We start from the raw sequence: 14,869 nt of genomic DNA on the forward strand, positions 1-14,869 counted from the left end.
TCCCGATCCGCTCGTGTTCCCCAACTACGCAGGTAGTTGAGTCCCGCGAGCAAGGGGTGAGCATCAGCGACCTGAGGACATGCAGATGGTCTCAACAGCCCCGGTACCGAACTCGCCCGAATCTCCTACGGGCAGGCCGCGGGCCGGTTGACGAGTACACCGCTGTGCGCGGGCCGGGCACTTGCTGGGACCGTCCCCAGTACCGCAATTCCGGCTACCTGATGCGTCTTGGTGAGGCCGGGGCAGCCTGTTGGTGCTGTTGACGAAGTCGCGACATAGGAAGACGGAGATTGTGCGCCGCCACTTCGAGCCGTCCCCGGAGGGGATCGCCGAGCGCGCCGGCCTGCTAGCGCCCGGCAACAGCAGGCGCTGAATCTTGCTCAGCCCGTCCCCGAGTCATCGTCGCTCGGGTGCCTGCGGACTACCGGAGCACGACCGTGACGCCGCGCCCTTCGAGGAGTTGCACGATCTCCTCGAAGTAGGAGAGCTGATCCTCCGTATCCTGCACAGCATCCGCCAGTGCGCGGCGCGCGACCTCGGAGTCATGCCAGGTCAAGGTGAAGGGCGGGGCCACTCCGAATCCACCGCACAGGCAGTCTGAAAAGGAGGCCCACTCCCGGCCGAAGTAGCGGCCAGGCCCGAGCAACGCCTCGGCGATCGCGCAGTGCAGTCCGGGGACGTCTGTGACGAACCGGCCGTCGAGATGGTACTCGCCGCCCGTACGGTCCGGTCGGGGCGCGGCCACCCGCCAGGCGCGGGTGGTGAGGTCGAGCCAAGCGGCTCTGCCCTGCGCGTCGTACGGTGCCCACATGTTGGGTGCCGCCGGTGGGCCCTGATACCACTCCGCCCAGATCGACCGGGCCGCCGGCGACGGCCGATCGGCGCCACCATCGGTGAGGGTGATGTCTTCGAGCCCATCGCCGAGCACGGACGGGCGCGCTCCGGTGATGGCCAGGCCCACGGGGCGAGAAGCCATCACAGCGCCCTGGCGATCCAGCACCAGGAGATCGGCCCAGCTCCCGGTCCACCGGCGTGGTCGCTGAGTCCCCGCGAGCAGTGGCTCCGTGGCTTCGCAGCCGATCAGCTCCAGCGGGACGGGGCCGCGTCCGCCCGTGGCTCGAACAGGCCGTCCACCGCGGAGCACCGGCCTGCACGTGCGGAAGCGTCCCACGTGCCCAGGAAGAGCTCGAAGCGTGGTGTCGCGGGCACGTCGAAGAAGCTCTCCTCGTTCCTGACGCCGGCGCCGAGCACGATGTCGTACCGCGTCGGGTCATCGGGATGGGGCTGACGGGCCACCACGACCGCATCGACGAGAGTCCACCACTGCACGGACTGCTCGTCGTCCCAGACCTCGACGCACACGTCGCCCAGCCCCCGAAACGAAACGCCGGGCTCGGCCAGGACCTCGCTCAGGAGGCCGTCGGGGCTGTATCCGCGGAGGGTGAGGATCTCCCGAGGCGGCGGGACCGGGTCGACGAACAGGCCTTCGACGCTCGCGCACCTTCCCCAGAGTTGTTCCACGCCGTCTTCGTCCTCCTGGACCAGGAGGTACCTCACCGGGAAGCCCCGGTCCCACCGAGCGTGATCCGTGATGCGCACGCAACCCCCGGACATTCGTGCAACCTTCGCGCCTACGATACGTACCCTCCCGGCCGGGGCCAGGGAGGGACCCGGCCCCCCCGTGTTCGGCCAGGTCGTGTCGGCAGCGTCCGGATCACGTAGGGCCGCGGACCGCCGGGGGGCTGTCGGATGCGCTGAGACGCGGCTCGGGGAACTCGGCTTCCAGATCTTCATCAAGCGCCTGTTCACCGAGCCGGCCAACCGGTGCGGCTGACGCGGGAACAGCGGAGCGGGCCGAACTCGCGGGCGTCGTCATCACGGCCGGCTCCCGCCTGCGGGTGCTCGTCGAGTGGCTTGATCGCGGAGCCGACGGACGGATGGCTCGGGTGGCGTTGTTAGGGTGCGGAGCTGATCTGATCATGGCAATCACGAGGGCGGGGGATCATGCGAGCACGTGCGGCGGTGGCCGGGGCACTGGTGCTGATGGTGGTGACGGGCTGTTCGAGCTCCGGGTCGGACGCCGATTCGACCCGTCATGGCGGTCCCGGTCCGCTGGATCGCGCGGAGCCGCCGGTCAAGCTGAGCGTGCCGGCGGCCTACGACGCGGCGAAGGGCTGGGACGCGAAGCTGTCGTGGGTGCCGCAGTCGGCGACGACGCTGCCCCTGACGAACGTTCCGGGCACGCCGACGGTCGCGGTGATGCAGGTGGCCTCCAACGGCTACACGATCACCGCGCGGTCGGGCAGCAGCGGCCAGGTCGCCTGGCGCTCGGCACCGTGGAACCCGCCCACCCCCGTCGACGGCGCCCAGGGCGACAGCAGCACCGGTGAGACCGGCGAGATCCCCGATGTGATGGGCTTCGAGCAGGGCGGCCGGGCCTATGTGGTCGCGTACGCGCACGGCATGCGCGGCAAGGACGATCTGCACGAGGGCGTCGAGGTGGTACGGCTGGCGCTCTATCCGGCCGACGCCTCCGGCTCCGCGGTCAAGCCGGTGCGGGAGATCGACGTCCCCGTCTCCGCCGGCCCCGGCGAGATCCGCGTACAGGCATCAGGTGGCCGCCTGCTCGTGGCCTGGGGAGCGAGCGGTGCGTTCCCCCGTTCGTCGGCCGCGGTGGACGTGGCCACGGGCAGGACGACCCTCTACGAGGACGCCAACAAGCTGCTGCCGCAGTGTGAGAAGGCGGCAGCCTGCAACAGCAGCCGCGTCATGGCCGCCACTCCCGACGGGCCGCTCGTCGGCATGGGCGGCGGAGGCTTCGGCATCCCCGGAAAGTGGTTCAGCGACTCGATCCGGCCCAAGCAGGTCAGCGCCACCACCGGCATCCTCGACTCGTGGAACGGCACCGTCTACGCCGCCGCCCACGGCTACGTTCTGGCCGGCTGGGACACCGGCGGCAGGTACGGCTCTGACGACGATGCCGTCTGGTCGGTGCACGACCTGGCCTCCGGCACGCTCACCGCCCAAGTCGTCTGCGACTACGACGTCCCCGACGAGACCAGCGCCGGCCGCGACTACCCCGTCATCACCTCGCCCGACGGCCGCTACCTGGCCGCCGGACCCCTCGCGTTCGACCTGAAGACCAAGCGAGGCATCTGCCTGGCGGGAGACGGAAACCGCAAGACCATCGTCCTGGGCTCCCTCCGCGACGACGGCACCGCCTACGGCGCCGTCCGCGACGACTCCATCGGCAACGACACCGAATCCGTCCCCGCCCAGCTCGACCTCCGGACAGTGACCGGGGACCCGAAGGTACTCAGCGTCGGCACCCAGCTCCCCTACCTGACGCTGCCGGACAACTCCGGCCTCTTCATGACCCGCAACGCGGACCAGGACCTCGTCGTCTCCCTGCGGCCCGGCCACTGAGCGGCGCGGACCGGGTGGGCGGGCAACCACCCGGACCAGCCGTCCCCGGGGCGGTACGGCGCGTCCGCCAGGTCGACACCCGTCGCGTCCCCCCGACACATGGTCGGGGACCCGGCGAGCCTCGGCGCGGTCTGCGGGGTGCCGGCTCGTTCAGGCGGTGCGGGGGGCGCGGGTGGCGGTGTCCAGGTAGAAGGAGTCGATGCTCTGGACCGCCTTCTCGAACTCTTCCAGGTTGACGGGCTTGGTCACGTAGGCGTTGGCGTGGCTGTGGTACGCGTCGCTGACGTCGTCGGGGGCCGAGGACGTGGTGAGCACGACGACCGGGATGCCCTGGAGGTCCTCGTCCTTCTTGAGGACCTTGAGGAGGTCGCGGCCGTTCATGCGGGGCATGTTCAGGTCGAGGACGATGAGGTCGGGGCGCGGGCTGCCGGGGGCCCGCAGGTGCTCGAGCGCCGCGATCCCGTCGGTGACCTGGACCAGGTTGCGGGCCCCGCGCTCGGACAGGGCCTCTTCGATGAGCATGGCGTCGGCGATGTCGTCCTCGACGAGGAGGACGTCGAAGGGGCGGGCGGGGTTGGTCGTCATCGGGTGCTCCGTGGGTGCTTCGGTGGAGTGGTGGAAGATCCCCGGCCAGCGGCGCCGCGCGCCTTGTCGGGTCATGCCGCATGCCGCGCCGATCTGCGGGTAACCGGCACCCGCCTGCGCGGCTGCCACGGCCGCGTCCCGTTGCAGGCGTTCCGTCGCCCGCTGGAGGTGGTCCAAGACGTGGAGCACGGTCAGTGCGTGGGACGGATCGTCGGGCGCGGGACGGGACGGGGTTTTCACCAGCTGTTGAGCGAGGTGCCGTGCAAGGTCGCCCACCGCCGCGTCGAGGACCGCGGCGGTCTCCGTCGGGGTGGTGCGGAGTTCGAAGCTCTTGCCAGGCATGACCGGCACTGTATGCCTAATACAAGGGTGCGACAACACGGGTTGTCGACTGGGTCTAGAGTACGCGTGCCGAATCCGACTGGATGCGGCTGCCACAGCGGAGGGGTTCACACGATGACCGGCGATGACAAGCGCCCGCGCGAGCGGAGGTTCGCCACGTGGACGACCCGGCGCTGGCTGCGCGTCGGCGTCGCGGGTTCCCTGGTCGTCCTGGTCGTGCTCGGGGCCCTGGGGGCGTGGGTGCTGGGGCGGACCGAGAGGCTCAGCACGGACCTGTCGGACGTGAAGTCTCCCGCCCTGGCCACGGGGTTCCGCCTGGAGGCGGCCCTGCTGAACCAGGAGACCGGAGTCCGTGGCTACGGCCTGACCGGCACGCCGGAGTTCCTCGTGCCCTACCGCGAGGGGCTGGTCGAGCAGAAGACGGACATCGCCCAACTGTCGGATCTGCTGCACGGTGACGCAAAGGGGCTGCGGGATCTGGAGGCCGTCGAGGGCGCCATCGCGCGGTGGCAGGAGAGGTTCGCCCGGCCGATCGCCGCCTCCCCGCCGGGAGCGCCCTCACCGCTGGTCGCCACACGCGCCGCGGAAGGCAAGACGGCCTTCGACCAGGTGCGCAGCACCCTGGCCGTCCAGCAAGGACGGCTGCTCGCGGACCGCGCCCGGGCGCGCGACGACCTGGGCTCCACGATGCGGCTTCGCAACTGGCTGTTCACCACGATCGCGCTGGTCATCGCGGTGATGACCGGGCTGGTCTTCGAGGGCCTGCGCCGTGGCATCACCCGCCCCCTGGACCGCCTCGGGACCGACGCGCGCACGATCGCCGGGGGAAACTTCGACCACCCCATCACCCCCACCGGCCCCGCGGACCTGAGGCGCCTGAGCCGGGAGATCGACTTCATGCGCCGCCGCCTGGTGCGGGAGCTGGCCTTCACCGAGGAAGCGCGCATGCGGCTGGACGCCCAGGCCGCCGACCTCCAGCGGTCCAACGCCGAGCTGGAACAGTTCGCCTACGTCGCCTCGCACGACCTCCAGGAGCCCTTGCGCAAGGTCTCCAGCTTCACCCAGCTCCTCCAGCGCCGCTACGGCGGACAGCTCGACGAGCGGGCCGACCAGTACATCGACTTCGCCGTCGACGGCGCCAACCGCATGCAGGTGCTCATCAACGACCTGCTCGACTTCTCACGCGTCGGCCGCGTCCACCACGAGGACCAGAGCGTCGACCTCGACGAGGTGCTGGAGCGGACGCTGGCCGCACTGAGCGTCGGCGTGGAGGAGGCCGGGGCGAAGATCACCCACGACCCGCTGCCGACGCTCGCCGCCGACCCCACCCAGATGGGCATGCTCTGGCAGAACCTGATCGGCAACGCGGTCAAGTTCCGCCGGCCCGGCCAGGCCCCGGAGATCCACGTCACCGCGGCCCGCGAGGGCGATCTGTGGCGCTTCACCGTCACCGACAACGGCATCGGCATCGCCCCGGAGTACGCCGACAAGGTCTTCGTGATCTTCCAGCGGCTCCACAACAAGGACGCCTACGGCGGCAGCGGCATCGGTCTCGCGATGTGCAAGAAGATCGTCGAGTTCCACGGCGGCACCATCGGCATCGATCCCGACTACCGCGACGGCGCGCGCATCACCTTCACCCTCGCCCACGAACACCCCGAGCGCCCCGGCCCGGCCACCCTCCCCGAAGCGACCCGCTCCGGCGCAGAGCTGAGAACGCCGTGACCGTAGCCATGACGGTCGCCTCCGGCGCCGGCGCCGACCAGCCGGTCTACCGCATCCTTCTCATCGAGGACGACCGGGGGGACGCCCTGATCGTCGAGGAACTCCTCCTCGACACCGGGCTCCGCTTCGAGCTGACCACCCGCAGCACCCTCGCCGAGGCCCGCGAGACCCTGGCCGACCACCCCGTCGACTGCATCCTCCTCGACCTGCACCTGCCCGACGGTGCGGGTACCACCCTGGTCACCAGCGTCCGCGCGTTGGCCCGGCACGCCGCGGTGATCGTCCTGACCGGCCTGTCCGAGGCCCAGGCGGGCACCGAGGCCATGGCCGCCGGAGCACAGGACTTCCTGGTCAAGGGGAAGGTCGAGGCGGATCTGCTCAACCGCACCCTCCGCTACGCCGTCTACCGCAGCCAGACGGAACTCGCCAACGCCCAGGCGCAGGCCGTCCGCCTGCGAGCGGAGGAGAACACCCGTCTGGAACGCGGGCTGCTCCCGAAACCGCTCCTGGAGACCTCCAAGGTCACGGTGACCTCCCGCTACCTGCCCGGCACCGAGTACGCCCTGCTCGGAGGAGACTTCCTCGACGTCGTGGAGGAAACCGACGGGCTGCTCCACGCGGTCGTCGGAGACGTCAGCGGACACGGCCCCGACGCAGCCGCCCTCGGCGTGTGCCTGCGCATAGCGTGGCGCTCCCTCGTGCTCGGCGGACACCGGGGCGCCGGCCTGCTGCGCCTGATGGAACGCATCCTGATCGCCGAACGCGGCAGCGCCTCCCTGTTCGCCACCTGCACCCTGCTCACCCTCGACCAGGACGCCGGCACCGCCACCCTCCACCTCGCCGGCCACCACGAACCCCTGCTCACCACGCCCGAAGGCACCACCGAGGTGACCGCCGCCCACGGCATCGCCCTGGGTATCGCGCCCACGCTGTGCCACTGGCCCCCCACCGTCATCCCCCTGCCGCCGTCCGGAGCCCTGACCCTCTACACCGACGGCCTCACCGAAGGCCACAACGGCACCGACGGCCGGCTCGACGCCGAAGGCCTGCTGGCACTGATCGCCCGCATGCCTCCGGCAGACCCCGCGACCCAGCTCGACCACCTCATCAAGGAGACACAGGCACTGAACGCCGGCCGCCACACCGACGACCTCGCCGTCCTCCGCCTCGACTGGAGCTCCTCCAACCGCCCCCCGGCCTCGCCCGCAGAACTGTGATCCGGCCGGCCGCGAGGCCGCGAGGTGGGCGGACATAGCGTGGGGTGGGGGCAGAGGCAGGGTGGTGGGTGTCTCTCACGGTGTGTAGTCGTTCTGATCACTCGTTCGAGTGCAACCGCCGGAAGGATCGCCCCTGGGCCGGGGGAGTTGCCCGTACAGTCCGTAGATGGAGAAGATCACTTACGAGTACGCCCTGGCCGCGCTCCAAGAGGTTCTGCGTGAGTACGTCGCCCAAGCGCCGCAGGCACATCTCTATGACATTCCTGTCCCCGTCAAGCCCACCGACGTTCTGTCGAGCCGCCTCCCGGACAGCGAATTGGGTCTCATCCTCGTGGCGTTCCAGGCCAAGGTGGGTGTCGACGTCAGCGAAGGCCGGGACTTGTCGAACGGCCTGGTCGAGGACATCGTCCGTGCCGCGACGGAGGCGCCGGAGCCGGCCGGGATCAGCTTCAACGCCTAGCCCGACCGCCGCCTCGGCCGGTCCGCGGCGTCCCGGGTCAGGCGCTCGGCTTCCAGAGGGTGACCTTGAGGGTGATCTGGTCCGGAGGCTCGGCGAACGCCTCGTTGTCGTCCTCCGTGCCGCCGACGAAGTCGACGATCAGGACGCGGGCGATGTTTCCCTGGTCCGTCCGGACGCAGAAGACCGTCTTGCGGGGAAGCTGCCAATCGTTCAGTCGCGCCTCCGAGAAGCCGCCGACCTGTGCCGCCGCCGCACAGTCCTCGGCCTTCTCCGAGGGATCCGAAGGCTGGAGCTGGGCGGCGGTCCGGCCCTCGGTGAGGATGAGGAAGCCCGATGCGGCGTTCGCGTAGGTCAAGTCGGGTTGAAGAGGGACGCCGGACTCCTCCGCCTTCTCCTTCTCGGCGGCCCACGCACTGTCCAGGTAGCGACGAGCGGCCGGCGCGTCGAAGTCGAGTGAGCCCGTCGTGCCCGAACCGGACTCGGCGCCACGAGCCATGCTCAGCGACATGGTGCGGTCCTTGTAGGCGACCTTGTACGACGTGGGGGCCGGGGGTCCCGTAGGGGTCGTCGGCTCCGTCGAGGGGGTGGTGCCGGTCGGATCCGGTTCCGGTGTCTCCTCTTGCGAGGGCGTCCCGCTGTCAGGATCCGTCACCCGAGTCGGCGTCTCGGACTGCGTCTGGACCGGAGGCTTCGCCTCGTCCGTCCCCTTCCGGTCCCCGGAGGACAGGAGGGAGGGGAGGATCGCGGCCGCCAGGGTGGAGACGCCGACGATCGCCGAGCCGATCACGGTGACCTTGCCGCCCTCGGACAGGCTCCCGAACCAACCTTGGCGTCTCGGCACCTGAGGCGGGTACAGCGGCGGAGGGGGCGGCCCTGCCGGTGTACTCGACGGGGGTCGATGAGGCGGATGGTTCGGTGGCGGGGGTGCCGTGGACACCAGTACTCCTTGCTCCCGGGAGGCCGTGATCGCGTGTAGCGAAGTGACCTTACCTCGCACCATCGTTCACTTGTCGTGGCCAGGAACAGGTGCTCTTCAGGGACGAGTTCGCACCGGTCGACTCGCCCCGACGCCGCATCACGGCCCCCTCCGCTCAACTCCCGGCCGGAGCGGTCAGCTCGTCGCCATGCCCAGGAAGTGCAGGACCGCCAGGACGCGGCGGTGGTCGGCATCGGCCTTGGGGAGGTCGAGCTTGGCGAGGATGCTGTTGATGTGCTTGGCCACCGCGCTCTCGCTGACCACGAGTCGAGTGGCGATGCCCGCGTTCGAGCGCCCCTCGGCCATCAGGGCCAGCACGTCCCGCTCGCGGGGAGTCAGCCGGTCCAGCGGTGCGCTCGGGCGTCGCACCAGCAACTGCGCGACGACCTGGGGGTCGAGCGCGGTGCCGCCCCCTGCCACCCGCCGCAGAGCCTCGACGAACTCCTCGACGTCCACCACCCGTTGTTTGAGGAGATAGCCCACCCCGCTGGTGTGTGCGGCCAGCAGCTCCGCCGCGTAGCGCTCCTCCACGTACTGGGAGAGCAGCAGCACGGCCGTGGACGGCCGGTCGCGGCGTATCGAGAGCGCGGCGCGCACGCCCTCGTCCGTGAAGCCGGGCGGCATGCGGACGTCCACCACCGCGAGGTCGGGCCGGTGCTCCTCGACCGCGGCCAGCAGGCCCGGCGCGTCCCCCACCTCGGCGGCCACCTCGAAGCCCGCCATCTCCACCAGTTTGACCAGCCCGGTGCGCAGAAGCACGGAATCCTCGGCGATCACGGCACGTCCACGTGCGGACGTCGCACGGTGCGCTTCGGGCGCGCCACGGCTCATGTCGGGCACGGCAGCTCCACGTTCATCGTCGTCGGGCCCCCCACGGGGCTGGTCATCCGGAAGGTTCCGTCCACGGACCGTACGCGCTGGGCGAGCCCCTTGAGACCGCTGCCCCTGGACGGATCGGCCCCACCGGTGCCGTCGTCGGCGATCACCAGCCGCAGTATCCCGCCCAGACGGGTGACCGTCACATCCCCCCGGGTCGCCTCGCGGGCGTGCTTGGCGATGTTGGTCAGCGCCTCGGAGACCACGAAGTACGCGACCGCCTCCACGGCCGGCGAGGGTCGGCGCGGTAGGTCCACCCGCAGCCGTACGGGCAGGGGCGCCCGGGCGGCGAGGCCCGACAGCGCCGCGTCCAGACCCAACTCGTCCAGTACGGCCGGGTGCAGGCCGCGCACCAGGTCGTCCAGTTCCTCGATGGCCTCCTTCGCCTCGCGGTGCGCCGTGTCGATCACCTCCCGCGCCTCCGGCGGCAGATCCTTGAGCGTGGCCTTGGCGAGGCCCAGATTCAGCGCCAGCGACACCAGCCGCTGCTGGGCGCCGTCGTGCAGATCCCGCTCGATGCGCCGCCGTTCGGCGTGCGCGGCGTCCACCGCTCCGGCCCGGCTCTCGGTGAGATCGGCCACCCGAAGGGCCAGGTCCTCGTCCGGATGGGGCCCCAGCAGTCCGGGACCGAGGCGCGCCTCCAGACGGACCAGTGACGCGGCGAGGGCGGGTACGGCGGCGAGCACGGCGACGCCCGCGACGGTGACGTAGAACGCCTGGGTCGTGTATCCGGGGTGGTCGATCCGCCATCGCCAGGGGACGGCCCAGATCCACCCGTACACCGTGGTGGCGGCCAGTCCCGCCGACAGCGCCGCGAGCAGGAGCGCTTCGAGCCCGCCGAGCAGCAGTCCCGCCAGGCTGTGGAAGGCGAACTGACGCCCGGAACCGCGCCAGCCGGGCCGGGGGATGCCGATGCCGAGGAACCGCCTGAACCGCCTGCGTTGGGTGGCCGTCAGCGCCGGAACCGACATCACGACCAGCGTCAGGGCGAGCCCGAGCAGCAGGGGCGCGGAGCTGTCCCGCCCCTCGACGATCTCCCAGAGCAGGCCGTAGACCATGAACAGCAGGAATCCCAGGACCAGGTGCAGCGGCACCCCGGTGGCGACGAACGAGAGGTCGCGGGTCAGGCGGCCGAGCGCGCGTCGGGGCAGCGGCGGGATCTTCATGATCCAACCCTAGGCGCAGGGTGTCTGCGCCCGCGGTGGTCCTGCTGTCCGTCTCGGAGGTGCACCTGGTGCCACCCCCAGACGGACGGTGGCGTTACCGACATCGTCCGCTGGATTTCGGAGAGTTGATCACGAGCCCGACCGCCGGGTTCGCGACCCCGGAAGAGGACTCCGCCTTGTCCAGCATTGCCTTCGAACACCGCGCCCGCGTCTTCTCCGCGACCGGCTTCGTACCCACCGGCCCGGCCCGCCCGAGCCGCGCCCACCGATGGCAGGGCCGTCTGCTCAAAGGGGCGGGGCTGGCCCTGCTGCCCTGGATGGGCTACCTGGCCGCCACCCTGCCGACCGCCGAGGCCGTGGCCTGGGTGACCCTCGACTCCTTCGAGGCCCTGGCCCTGACCGCCGCCGGGAGCAGTCTTCTGCGCGCGGACGGTCGCCACCGCTTCCCCGCGGCTGCGGCGGCGGTGCTCCTCGTCGCCGACGCCTGCGCCGACCTCGCCACCGCCGCGCCCGGCCAGGAGACTGCCCTGGCCCTCGCCATGGCCGCCGCCGTCGAGATTCCCCTCGCGGTCCTCTGCGCGCCGTCGGGAGTCGGGAGTCGGGAGTCGGGAGTCGGGAGCCGGGAGCCGGGAGCCGGGAGCCAGGAGCCAGCAGCCGGGAGCCGGGAGCCGGGAGCCAGGAGCCAGCAGCCAGGAGCCAGGCGTCGGACGCCGGGTCGGCCGGGGGCTCCGTCCCGTCACATAAGCGAAGGCGTCGCGGGCGCAACGACACTAGGCTGCCCCGAAGTTGACTGGATGAAGGAGATCACTGTGCGAGCGACGCACTGGCATGTCATGCACCTGGCTCTCGCGGCCGTGCTGACCGGACTGGTCGGCTGTTCCGCCGACGCGTCCGAGAAGGACGCGGGTGCCGGGTCGCCGGGTGCGTCCTCCGGCGCCGAGGCACCGGCCCCGGAGAAGGCGAAGGCGTTCGATCCACCGGTGAAGTTCGGCAAGGAGATCGCCCTGCCCGTCGACGAGGACATCAAGGACTGGGGGTTCGCCCTCAACGGCCCCACGCTGTACCACCGCACCTCCGCGGCCCTCGACGCCTACGACACCCACACCGGGCGGAAGCTCTGGTCGTCGCCCCTCGGTCGCGAGGACTGGTACACCGGCAAGGAGGGCCAGCCGAGCGACGACCAGACCATCCCCCCGGTCTTCGCCCGGCCGGACGGACGCACGGAGGTCCTCTTCGCGTACGCCGACTACACGAAGGGCTCGGGCACCGAGCGCGACCGGACCGACGTCTACCTGCGGTCCGTCGACGCGGACAGCGGCAAGGTGTCCTGGACGGTCCGGCTGCCCGCGCCGAAGGGGGCGACCGTCAGCGATCTGGAGCCGGCGGTGATCGGCGCCGAAGGCGGCACCGCGGCCGTCAGGATCCTCACCACCCCGGACGACGCCGGAAGCGACGGCGGCCGGAGCGCCACGACCTACGCCGTCGACCTGAAGAGCCACCAGGTGACCTGGCAGGAGGACGGCTTCGCGGGCGGCGTGCTGGACAGCGGCATCGTCATCGGTGCCCGGCTGGGCGAAGAGGCGTCCTTCCAGGCCATCGACGGCTGGCACTCCCGGGAAGGGGACCTCGTCCTCGCAGGCCTGGCGCTCACCGACGGCTCCCCGCGCTGGAAGACGGAGGGCCACAGGAGCGTGGAGGTCGAGCAGGTCGGAGGCGGCTTCTTCGTCGCGGGCTCGCTGCGCGACAGCCGTACGGGCGAACTCGTCCCCGGTGCGCCGGACGGCAGCTTCATCCACTGCTTCGACGACCGGCGGTCCGTGATCGTCTGCGACACCAAGGAGACCGCACGCGGCATCGACGCCCGGACCCGCAAGGTGCTCTGGACCGTCTCCGAGGACGACCCGGCGCGGAAGAAGCCCGACGTCCGGAACGCCTTCCACGGTGCTGTCTACGCCAGCGCCGACGCCGACGGCGTCATCCTCGACGCGCGCACGGGCAAGGACCGCAGCCTCTGGGCCGGTGGGAGCGCGTACGTGATCAACGAGTACGCCGGGGTGGACATCGACCTGAGCGTGTACCCCGCGACCGGGTGAGCGGGGCTCGGATCGTCCTTGTGGCCGGGTGGGCGGGCCTCGGATCGACCCTGTGGTCGGGTGGGCGGGCCTCGGATCGACCCTGAGGTCGGGTGAGCGGGGTTCGGATCGCCCCTGTGGCCGGGTGAACCGGGCCCCGATCGACCCCGCGATCGGGTGGGCTGCGTCCGGTCGGGAGGCAGCGGGCGGGGCTCTCTGGGATCCTGGCGGTGAAGCGTGTGCCGGACACCCAGCGAGGAGCCGCAATGTCCGGAGAGTTCGAGGCCGTCGTCGAGGTCGACCGGCCGGTGGAGGAGGTCTTCGCCTACCTCGCCGACGGCCGGAACGATCCCGAGTTCAGCCCCCGGGTCCTGGAGATCACGAAGACCCCGGACGGCCCGACCGCCGCCGGGACGGTCTTCCGCAGCACGGTGAAGGACGCCGGGATGAAGACCTCCCGCGAGTTCCGCGTCACGAGCCTGGACGCGCCACGCGCGATCCGCTGGAGCGAGCAGAGCAAGAACCTCATCACGGCCGAGGGCGGCTACGACCTCGAGGCCCTGCCCGGCGGCCGTACCCGCGTACGGATCTTCAACCTCCTCGAAGGGCACGGTCTCGGCCGGCTCCTGCTGGGGCCGGCGCTGCGCGCGGCCCGCAAGGACGCCCCCGCCTTCGGCCGACGGATCAAGGCCGCGGTCGAGCGGTCCTGAGCCCTCGAAGCAGACGAGCGCACTGTCGGGAGTTACGCCATGGGTCTCATCGAGATCGAGATGTTCGCGACCGCCGACCTCGTCGGGCAGGCGCCCGGCGGCCCGGACGAGGATCCCGCCGGCTTCCCGTTCGGCGGCTGGCAGGCGCCGCTGATGGACGACGTCTCCGGGGCGCAGATCCTGGCCGCGTACGAGGGCACGGACGCCCTCCTCCTCGGCCGGCGGACGTACGACATCTTCGCCGCCTACTGGCCCCACCACGAGGGAGGAGAGGACGACGAGATCGCCACGCTCTTCAACCGGATCCCGAAGTACGTGGCGTCGCGCGGCAGCCCGGACCTCTCGTGGGCCGGGTCCTCGCAGCTCGGTCCGGACCTCGCCGACGCCGTGCGTGAGGTCCGCGACCGGCACGAGCACGTGAAGGTCGTCGGAAGCCTGGACCTCGTGCAGACCCTCCTGCGCGAGAAGCTGTTCGACCGTCTCGACCTCTGGCTGCACCCCCTCGTGCTCGGCGTCGGGAAGAAGGTCTTCGACACGGGGGCGGTGCCCAGCAACCTCACGCTCCTCGAACCGCCCGCGGCCGGCCCCAAGGGCGTCGTGTACCTGCGCTACGGGCTCGCCGAGGGCACGCCCGCCACGGGCGACATGAGCGCTCCCGACCGCGGCGTCGTGAGCGACCGCTGACGCCCGGTCCGCGCGCCCTTCAGGCACCGTCGCCCGGGTGCGCGAGACCGTCCATGATCAGCGCGAGGAGGCGGTCGCGCCGCGCGCCGATCGAGGGTGCCTGGTCGGCGATCCAGCTGAGGGCGTTGGCCAGGGCGAACAGGTCCGTGCCGTCGACGTCGGACCGGATCCGTCCGGTCTCCTGGGCCGCACGCAGCAGCCGCCCGCCGGCCTCGCGCATGGCCAGGCACGAGGCGTGCAGGGCCGATTCCGGATCGCCCAGGGTGGCCATCAGGGAGGCCGGCAGTCCCCGGAAGGCGCCCGCGCGCTCGGTGAACCCGCCGAGCCAGTCGGCCAGCGCCCGGTCCCGCGCCAGGTCCGCGTCGAGCAGCCTGGCGGCCTCCTCCGCGAGCTGGTCGAAGCTGGTCCGCAGCAGGGTCTCCAGGAGTGCGTCGCGGGTCGGGAAGTGCCGGTAGAGCGTGCCCAGCCCGACCCCCGCCCTGCGGGCGACGTCCCGGAGCGAGGCCTGCGTCCCGTCCTCGCCGACGACCTCGGCCGCGGCGTCGAGGATCCGCTCGCGATTGCGGTGCGCGTCGGCGCGCTGCCCCTGCGGGGCCCCTTCAACTGGCATGAGAAGTCCTGACGTTGACA

The 14,869-nt window shown here is 71.3% G+C and carries 14 protein-coding genes; 7 read left to right on the top strand and 7 right to left on the bottom strand.

Features of this window, described 5'->3' with window-relative positions; genetic code table 11:
• Window positions 1-421: 421 nt before the first annotated feature.
• Both ACFYXU_RS14050 and ACFYXU_RS14055 read right to left on the bottom strand, forming a co-directional pair.
• Window positions 422-1,000, bottom strand: coding sequence for a barstar family protein (locus ACFYXU_RS14050; RefSeq protein ID WP_389409056.1), 579 nt, complete (start codon window positions 998-1,000; stop codon window positions 422-424).
• An 80-nt stretch (window positions 1,001-1,080) separates the two neighbouring features.
• The gene (locus tag ACFYXU_RS14055; RefSeq protein WP_389409057.1) at window positions 1,081-1,521 is read right to left on the bottom strand and encodes a hypothetical protein; all 441 of its coding nucleotides are present in this window, start codon (window positions 1,519-1,521) and stop codon (window positions 1,081-1,083) included.
• 483 nt (window positions 1,522-2,004) lie between these two features.
• Between ACFYXU_RS14055 and ACFYXU_RS14060 the strand changes: the two genes are divergently transcribed.
• Window positions 2,005-3,426, top strand: coding sequence for a hypothetical protein (locus tag ACFYXU_RS14060; RefSeq protein ID WP_389457764.1), 1,422 nt, complete (start codon window positions 2,005-2,007; stop codon window positions 3,424-3,426).
• 150 nt (window positions 3,427-3,576) lie between these two features.
• Here ACFYXU_RS14060 and ACFYXU_RS14065 read toward each other — a convergent pair whose 3' ends face one another.
• A complete protein-coding gene (locus ACFYXU_RS14065) occupies window positions 3,577-4,353 on the bottom strand; it encodes a response regulator (RefSeq protein WP_389409059.1) in 777 nt (258 codons plus the stop codon).
• A 114-nt stretch (window positions 4,354-4,467) separates the two neighbouring features.
• On the opposite strand from ACFYXU_RS14065, the gene ACFYXU_RS14070 reads away from it, so the two are divergent.
• The 3 genes from ACFYXU_RS14070 (at window position 4,468) to ACFYXU_RS14080 (ending at window position 7,755) form a co-directional block, all read left to right on the top strand.
• Entirely contained in the window at window positions 4,468-6,078 is a 1,611-nt protein-coding gene (locus ACFYXU_RS14070) for an ATP-binding protein (RefSeq protein WP_376511180.1), read from the top strand.
• 8 nt (window positions 6,079-6,086) lie between these two features.
• Complete coding sequence (locus ACFYXU_RS14075; RefSeq protein WP_389458472.1) at window positions 6,087-7,295, top strand: PP2C family protein-serine/threonine phosphatase; 1,209 nt, start codon at window positions 6,087-6,089, stop codon at window positions 7,293-7,295.
• Between the two features lie 166 nt (window positions 7,296-7,461).
• Window positions 7,462-7,755: a hypothetical protein gene (locus ACFYXU_RS14080; RefSeq protein ID WP_361401522.1), complete on the top strand. Its 294-nt coding sequence runs from the start codon at window positions 7,462-7,464 to the stop codon at window positions 7,753-7,755.
• 37 nt (window positions 7,756-7,792) lie between these two features.
• On the opposite strand, the gene ACFYXU_RS14085 is transcribed toward ACFYXU_RS14080, so the two are convergent.
• From ACFYXU_RS14085 to ACFYXU_RS14095, 3 genes are all read right to left on the bottom strand, one after another.
• Complete coding sequence (locus tag ACFYXU_RS14085) at window positions 7,793-8,596, bottom strand: hypothetical protein (protein ID WP_389457767.1); 804 nt, start codon at window positions 8,594-8,596, stop codon at window positions 7,793-7,795.
• A 270-nt stretch (window positions 8,597-8,866) separates the two neighbouring features.
• Window positions 8,867-9,562, bottom strand: a complete 696-nt coding sequence (locus tag ACFYXU_RS14090; protein WP_389457769.1) for a response regulator — start codon at window positions 9,560-9,562, stop codon at window positions 8,867-8,869.
• Complete coding sequence (locus ACFYXU_RS14095; protein ID WP_389457771.1) at window positions 9,559-10,773, bottom strand: sensor histidine kinase; 1,215 nt, start codon at window positions 10,771-10,773, stop codon at window positions 9,559-9,561. The genes ACFYXU_RS14090 and ACFYXU_RS14095 overlap by 4 nt, the downstream gene beginning before the upstream one ends.
• Before the next feature lie 176 nt (window positions 10,774-10,949).
• Between ACFYXU_RS14095 and ACFYXU_RS14100 the strand changes: the two genes are divergently transcribed.
• The 3 genes from ACFYXU_RS14100 (at window position 10,950) to ACFYXU_RS14110 (ending at window position 14,239) form a co-directional block, all read left to right on the top strand.
• Window positions 10,950-12,866, top strand: coding sequence for a hypothetical protein (locus tag ACFYXU_RS14100; protein ID WP_389457773.1), 1,917 nt, complete (start codon window positions 10,950-10,952; stop codon window positions 12,864-12,866).
• A gap of 245 nt (window positions 12,867-13,111) precedes the next feature.
• Window positions 13,112-13,555, top strand: coding sequence for an SRPBCC family protein (locus tag ACFYXU_RS14105; protein ID WP_389406486.1), 444 nt, complete (start codon window positions 13,112-13,114; stop codon window positions 13,553-13,555).
• 39 nt (window positions 13,556-13,594) lie between these two features.
• Entirely contained in the window at window positions 13,595-14,239 is a 645-nt protein-coding gene (locus ACFYXU_RS14110; RefSeq protein WP_389457775.1) for a dihydrofolate reductase family protein, read from the top strand.
• 19 nt (window positions 14,240-14,258) lie between these two features.
• Here the strand turns inward: ACFYXU_RS14110 and ACFYXU_RS14115 are convergent, their stop codons facing one another.
• Complete coding sequence (locus ACFYXU_RS14115) at window positions 14,259-14,849, bottom strand: TetR/AcrR family transcriptional regulator (protein WP_376515719.1); 591 nt, start codon at window positions 14,847-14,849, stop codon at window positions 14,259-14,261.
• Window positions 14,850-14,869: the final 20 nt, after the last annotated feature.

The sequence above is a fragment of the Streptomyces sp. NPDC002232 genome (assembly GCF_042890295.1).
Classification (GTDB): domain Bacteria; phylum Actinomycetota; class Actinomycetes; order Streptomycetales; family Streptomycetaceae; genus Streptomyces.

Coding starts and splice junctions, on each gene's coding strand:
- ACFYXU_RS14060 (WP_389457764.1), top strand. CDS start 2,005: ATGCGAGCACGTGCGGCGGTGGCCGGGGCACTGGTGCTGATGGTGGTG.
- ACFYXU_RS14065 (WP_389409059.1), bottom strand. CDS start 4,353: ATGCCTGGCAAGAGCTTCGAACTCCGCACCACCCCGACGGAGACCGCC.
- ACFYXU_RS14070 (WP_376511180.1), top strand. CDS start 4,468: ATGACCGGCGATGACAAGCGCCCGCGCGAGCGGAGGTTCGCCACGTGG.
- ACFYXU_RS14075 (WP_389458472.1), top strand. CDS start 6,087: ATGACGGTCGCCTCCGGCGCCGGCGCCGACCAGCCGGTCTACCGCATC.
- ACFYXU_RS14080 (WP_361401522.1), top strand. CDS start 7,462: ATGGAGAAGATCACTTACGAGTACGCCCTGGCCGCGCTCCAAGAGGTT.
- ACFYXU_RS14090 (WP_389457769.1), bottom strand. CDS start 9,562: ATGAGCCGTGGCGCGCCCGAAGCGCACCGTGCGACGTCCGCACGTGGA.
- ACFYXU_RS14095 (WP_389457771.1), bottom strand. CDS start 10,773: ATGAAGATCCCGCCGCTGCCCCGACGCGCGCTCGGCCGCCTGACCCGC.
- ACFYXU_RS14105 (WP_389406486.1), top strand. CDS start 13,112: ATGTCCGGAGAGTTCGAGGCCGTCGTCGAGGTCGACCGGCCGGTGGAG.
- ACFYXU_RS14110 (WP_389457775.1), top strand. CDS start 13,595: ATGGGTCTCATCGAGATCGAGATGTTCGCGACCGCCGACCTCGTCGGG.
- ACFYXU_RS14115 (WP_376515719.1), bottom strand. CDS start 14,849: ATGCCAGTTGAAGGGGCCCCGCAGGGGCAGCGCGCCGACGCGCACCGC.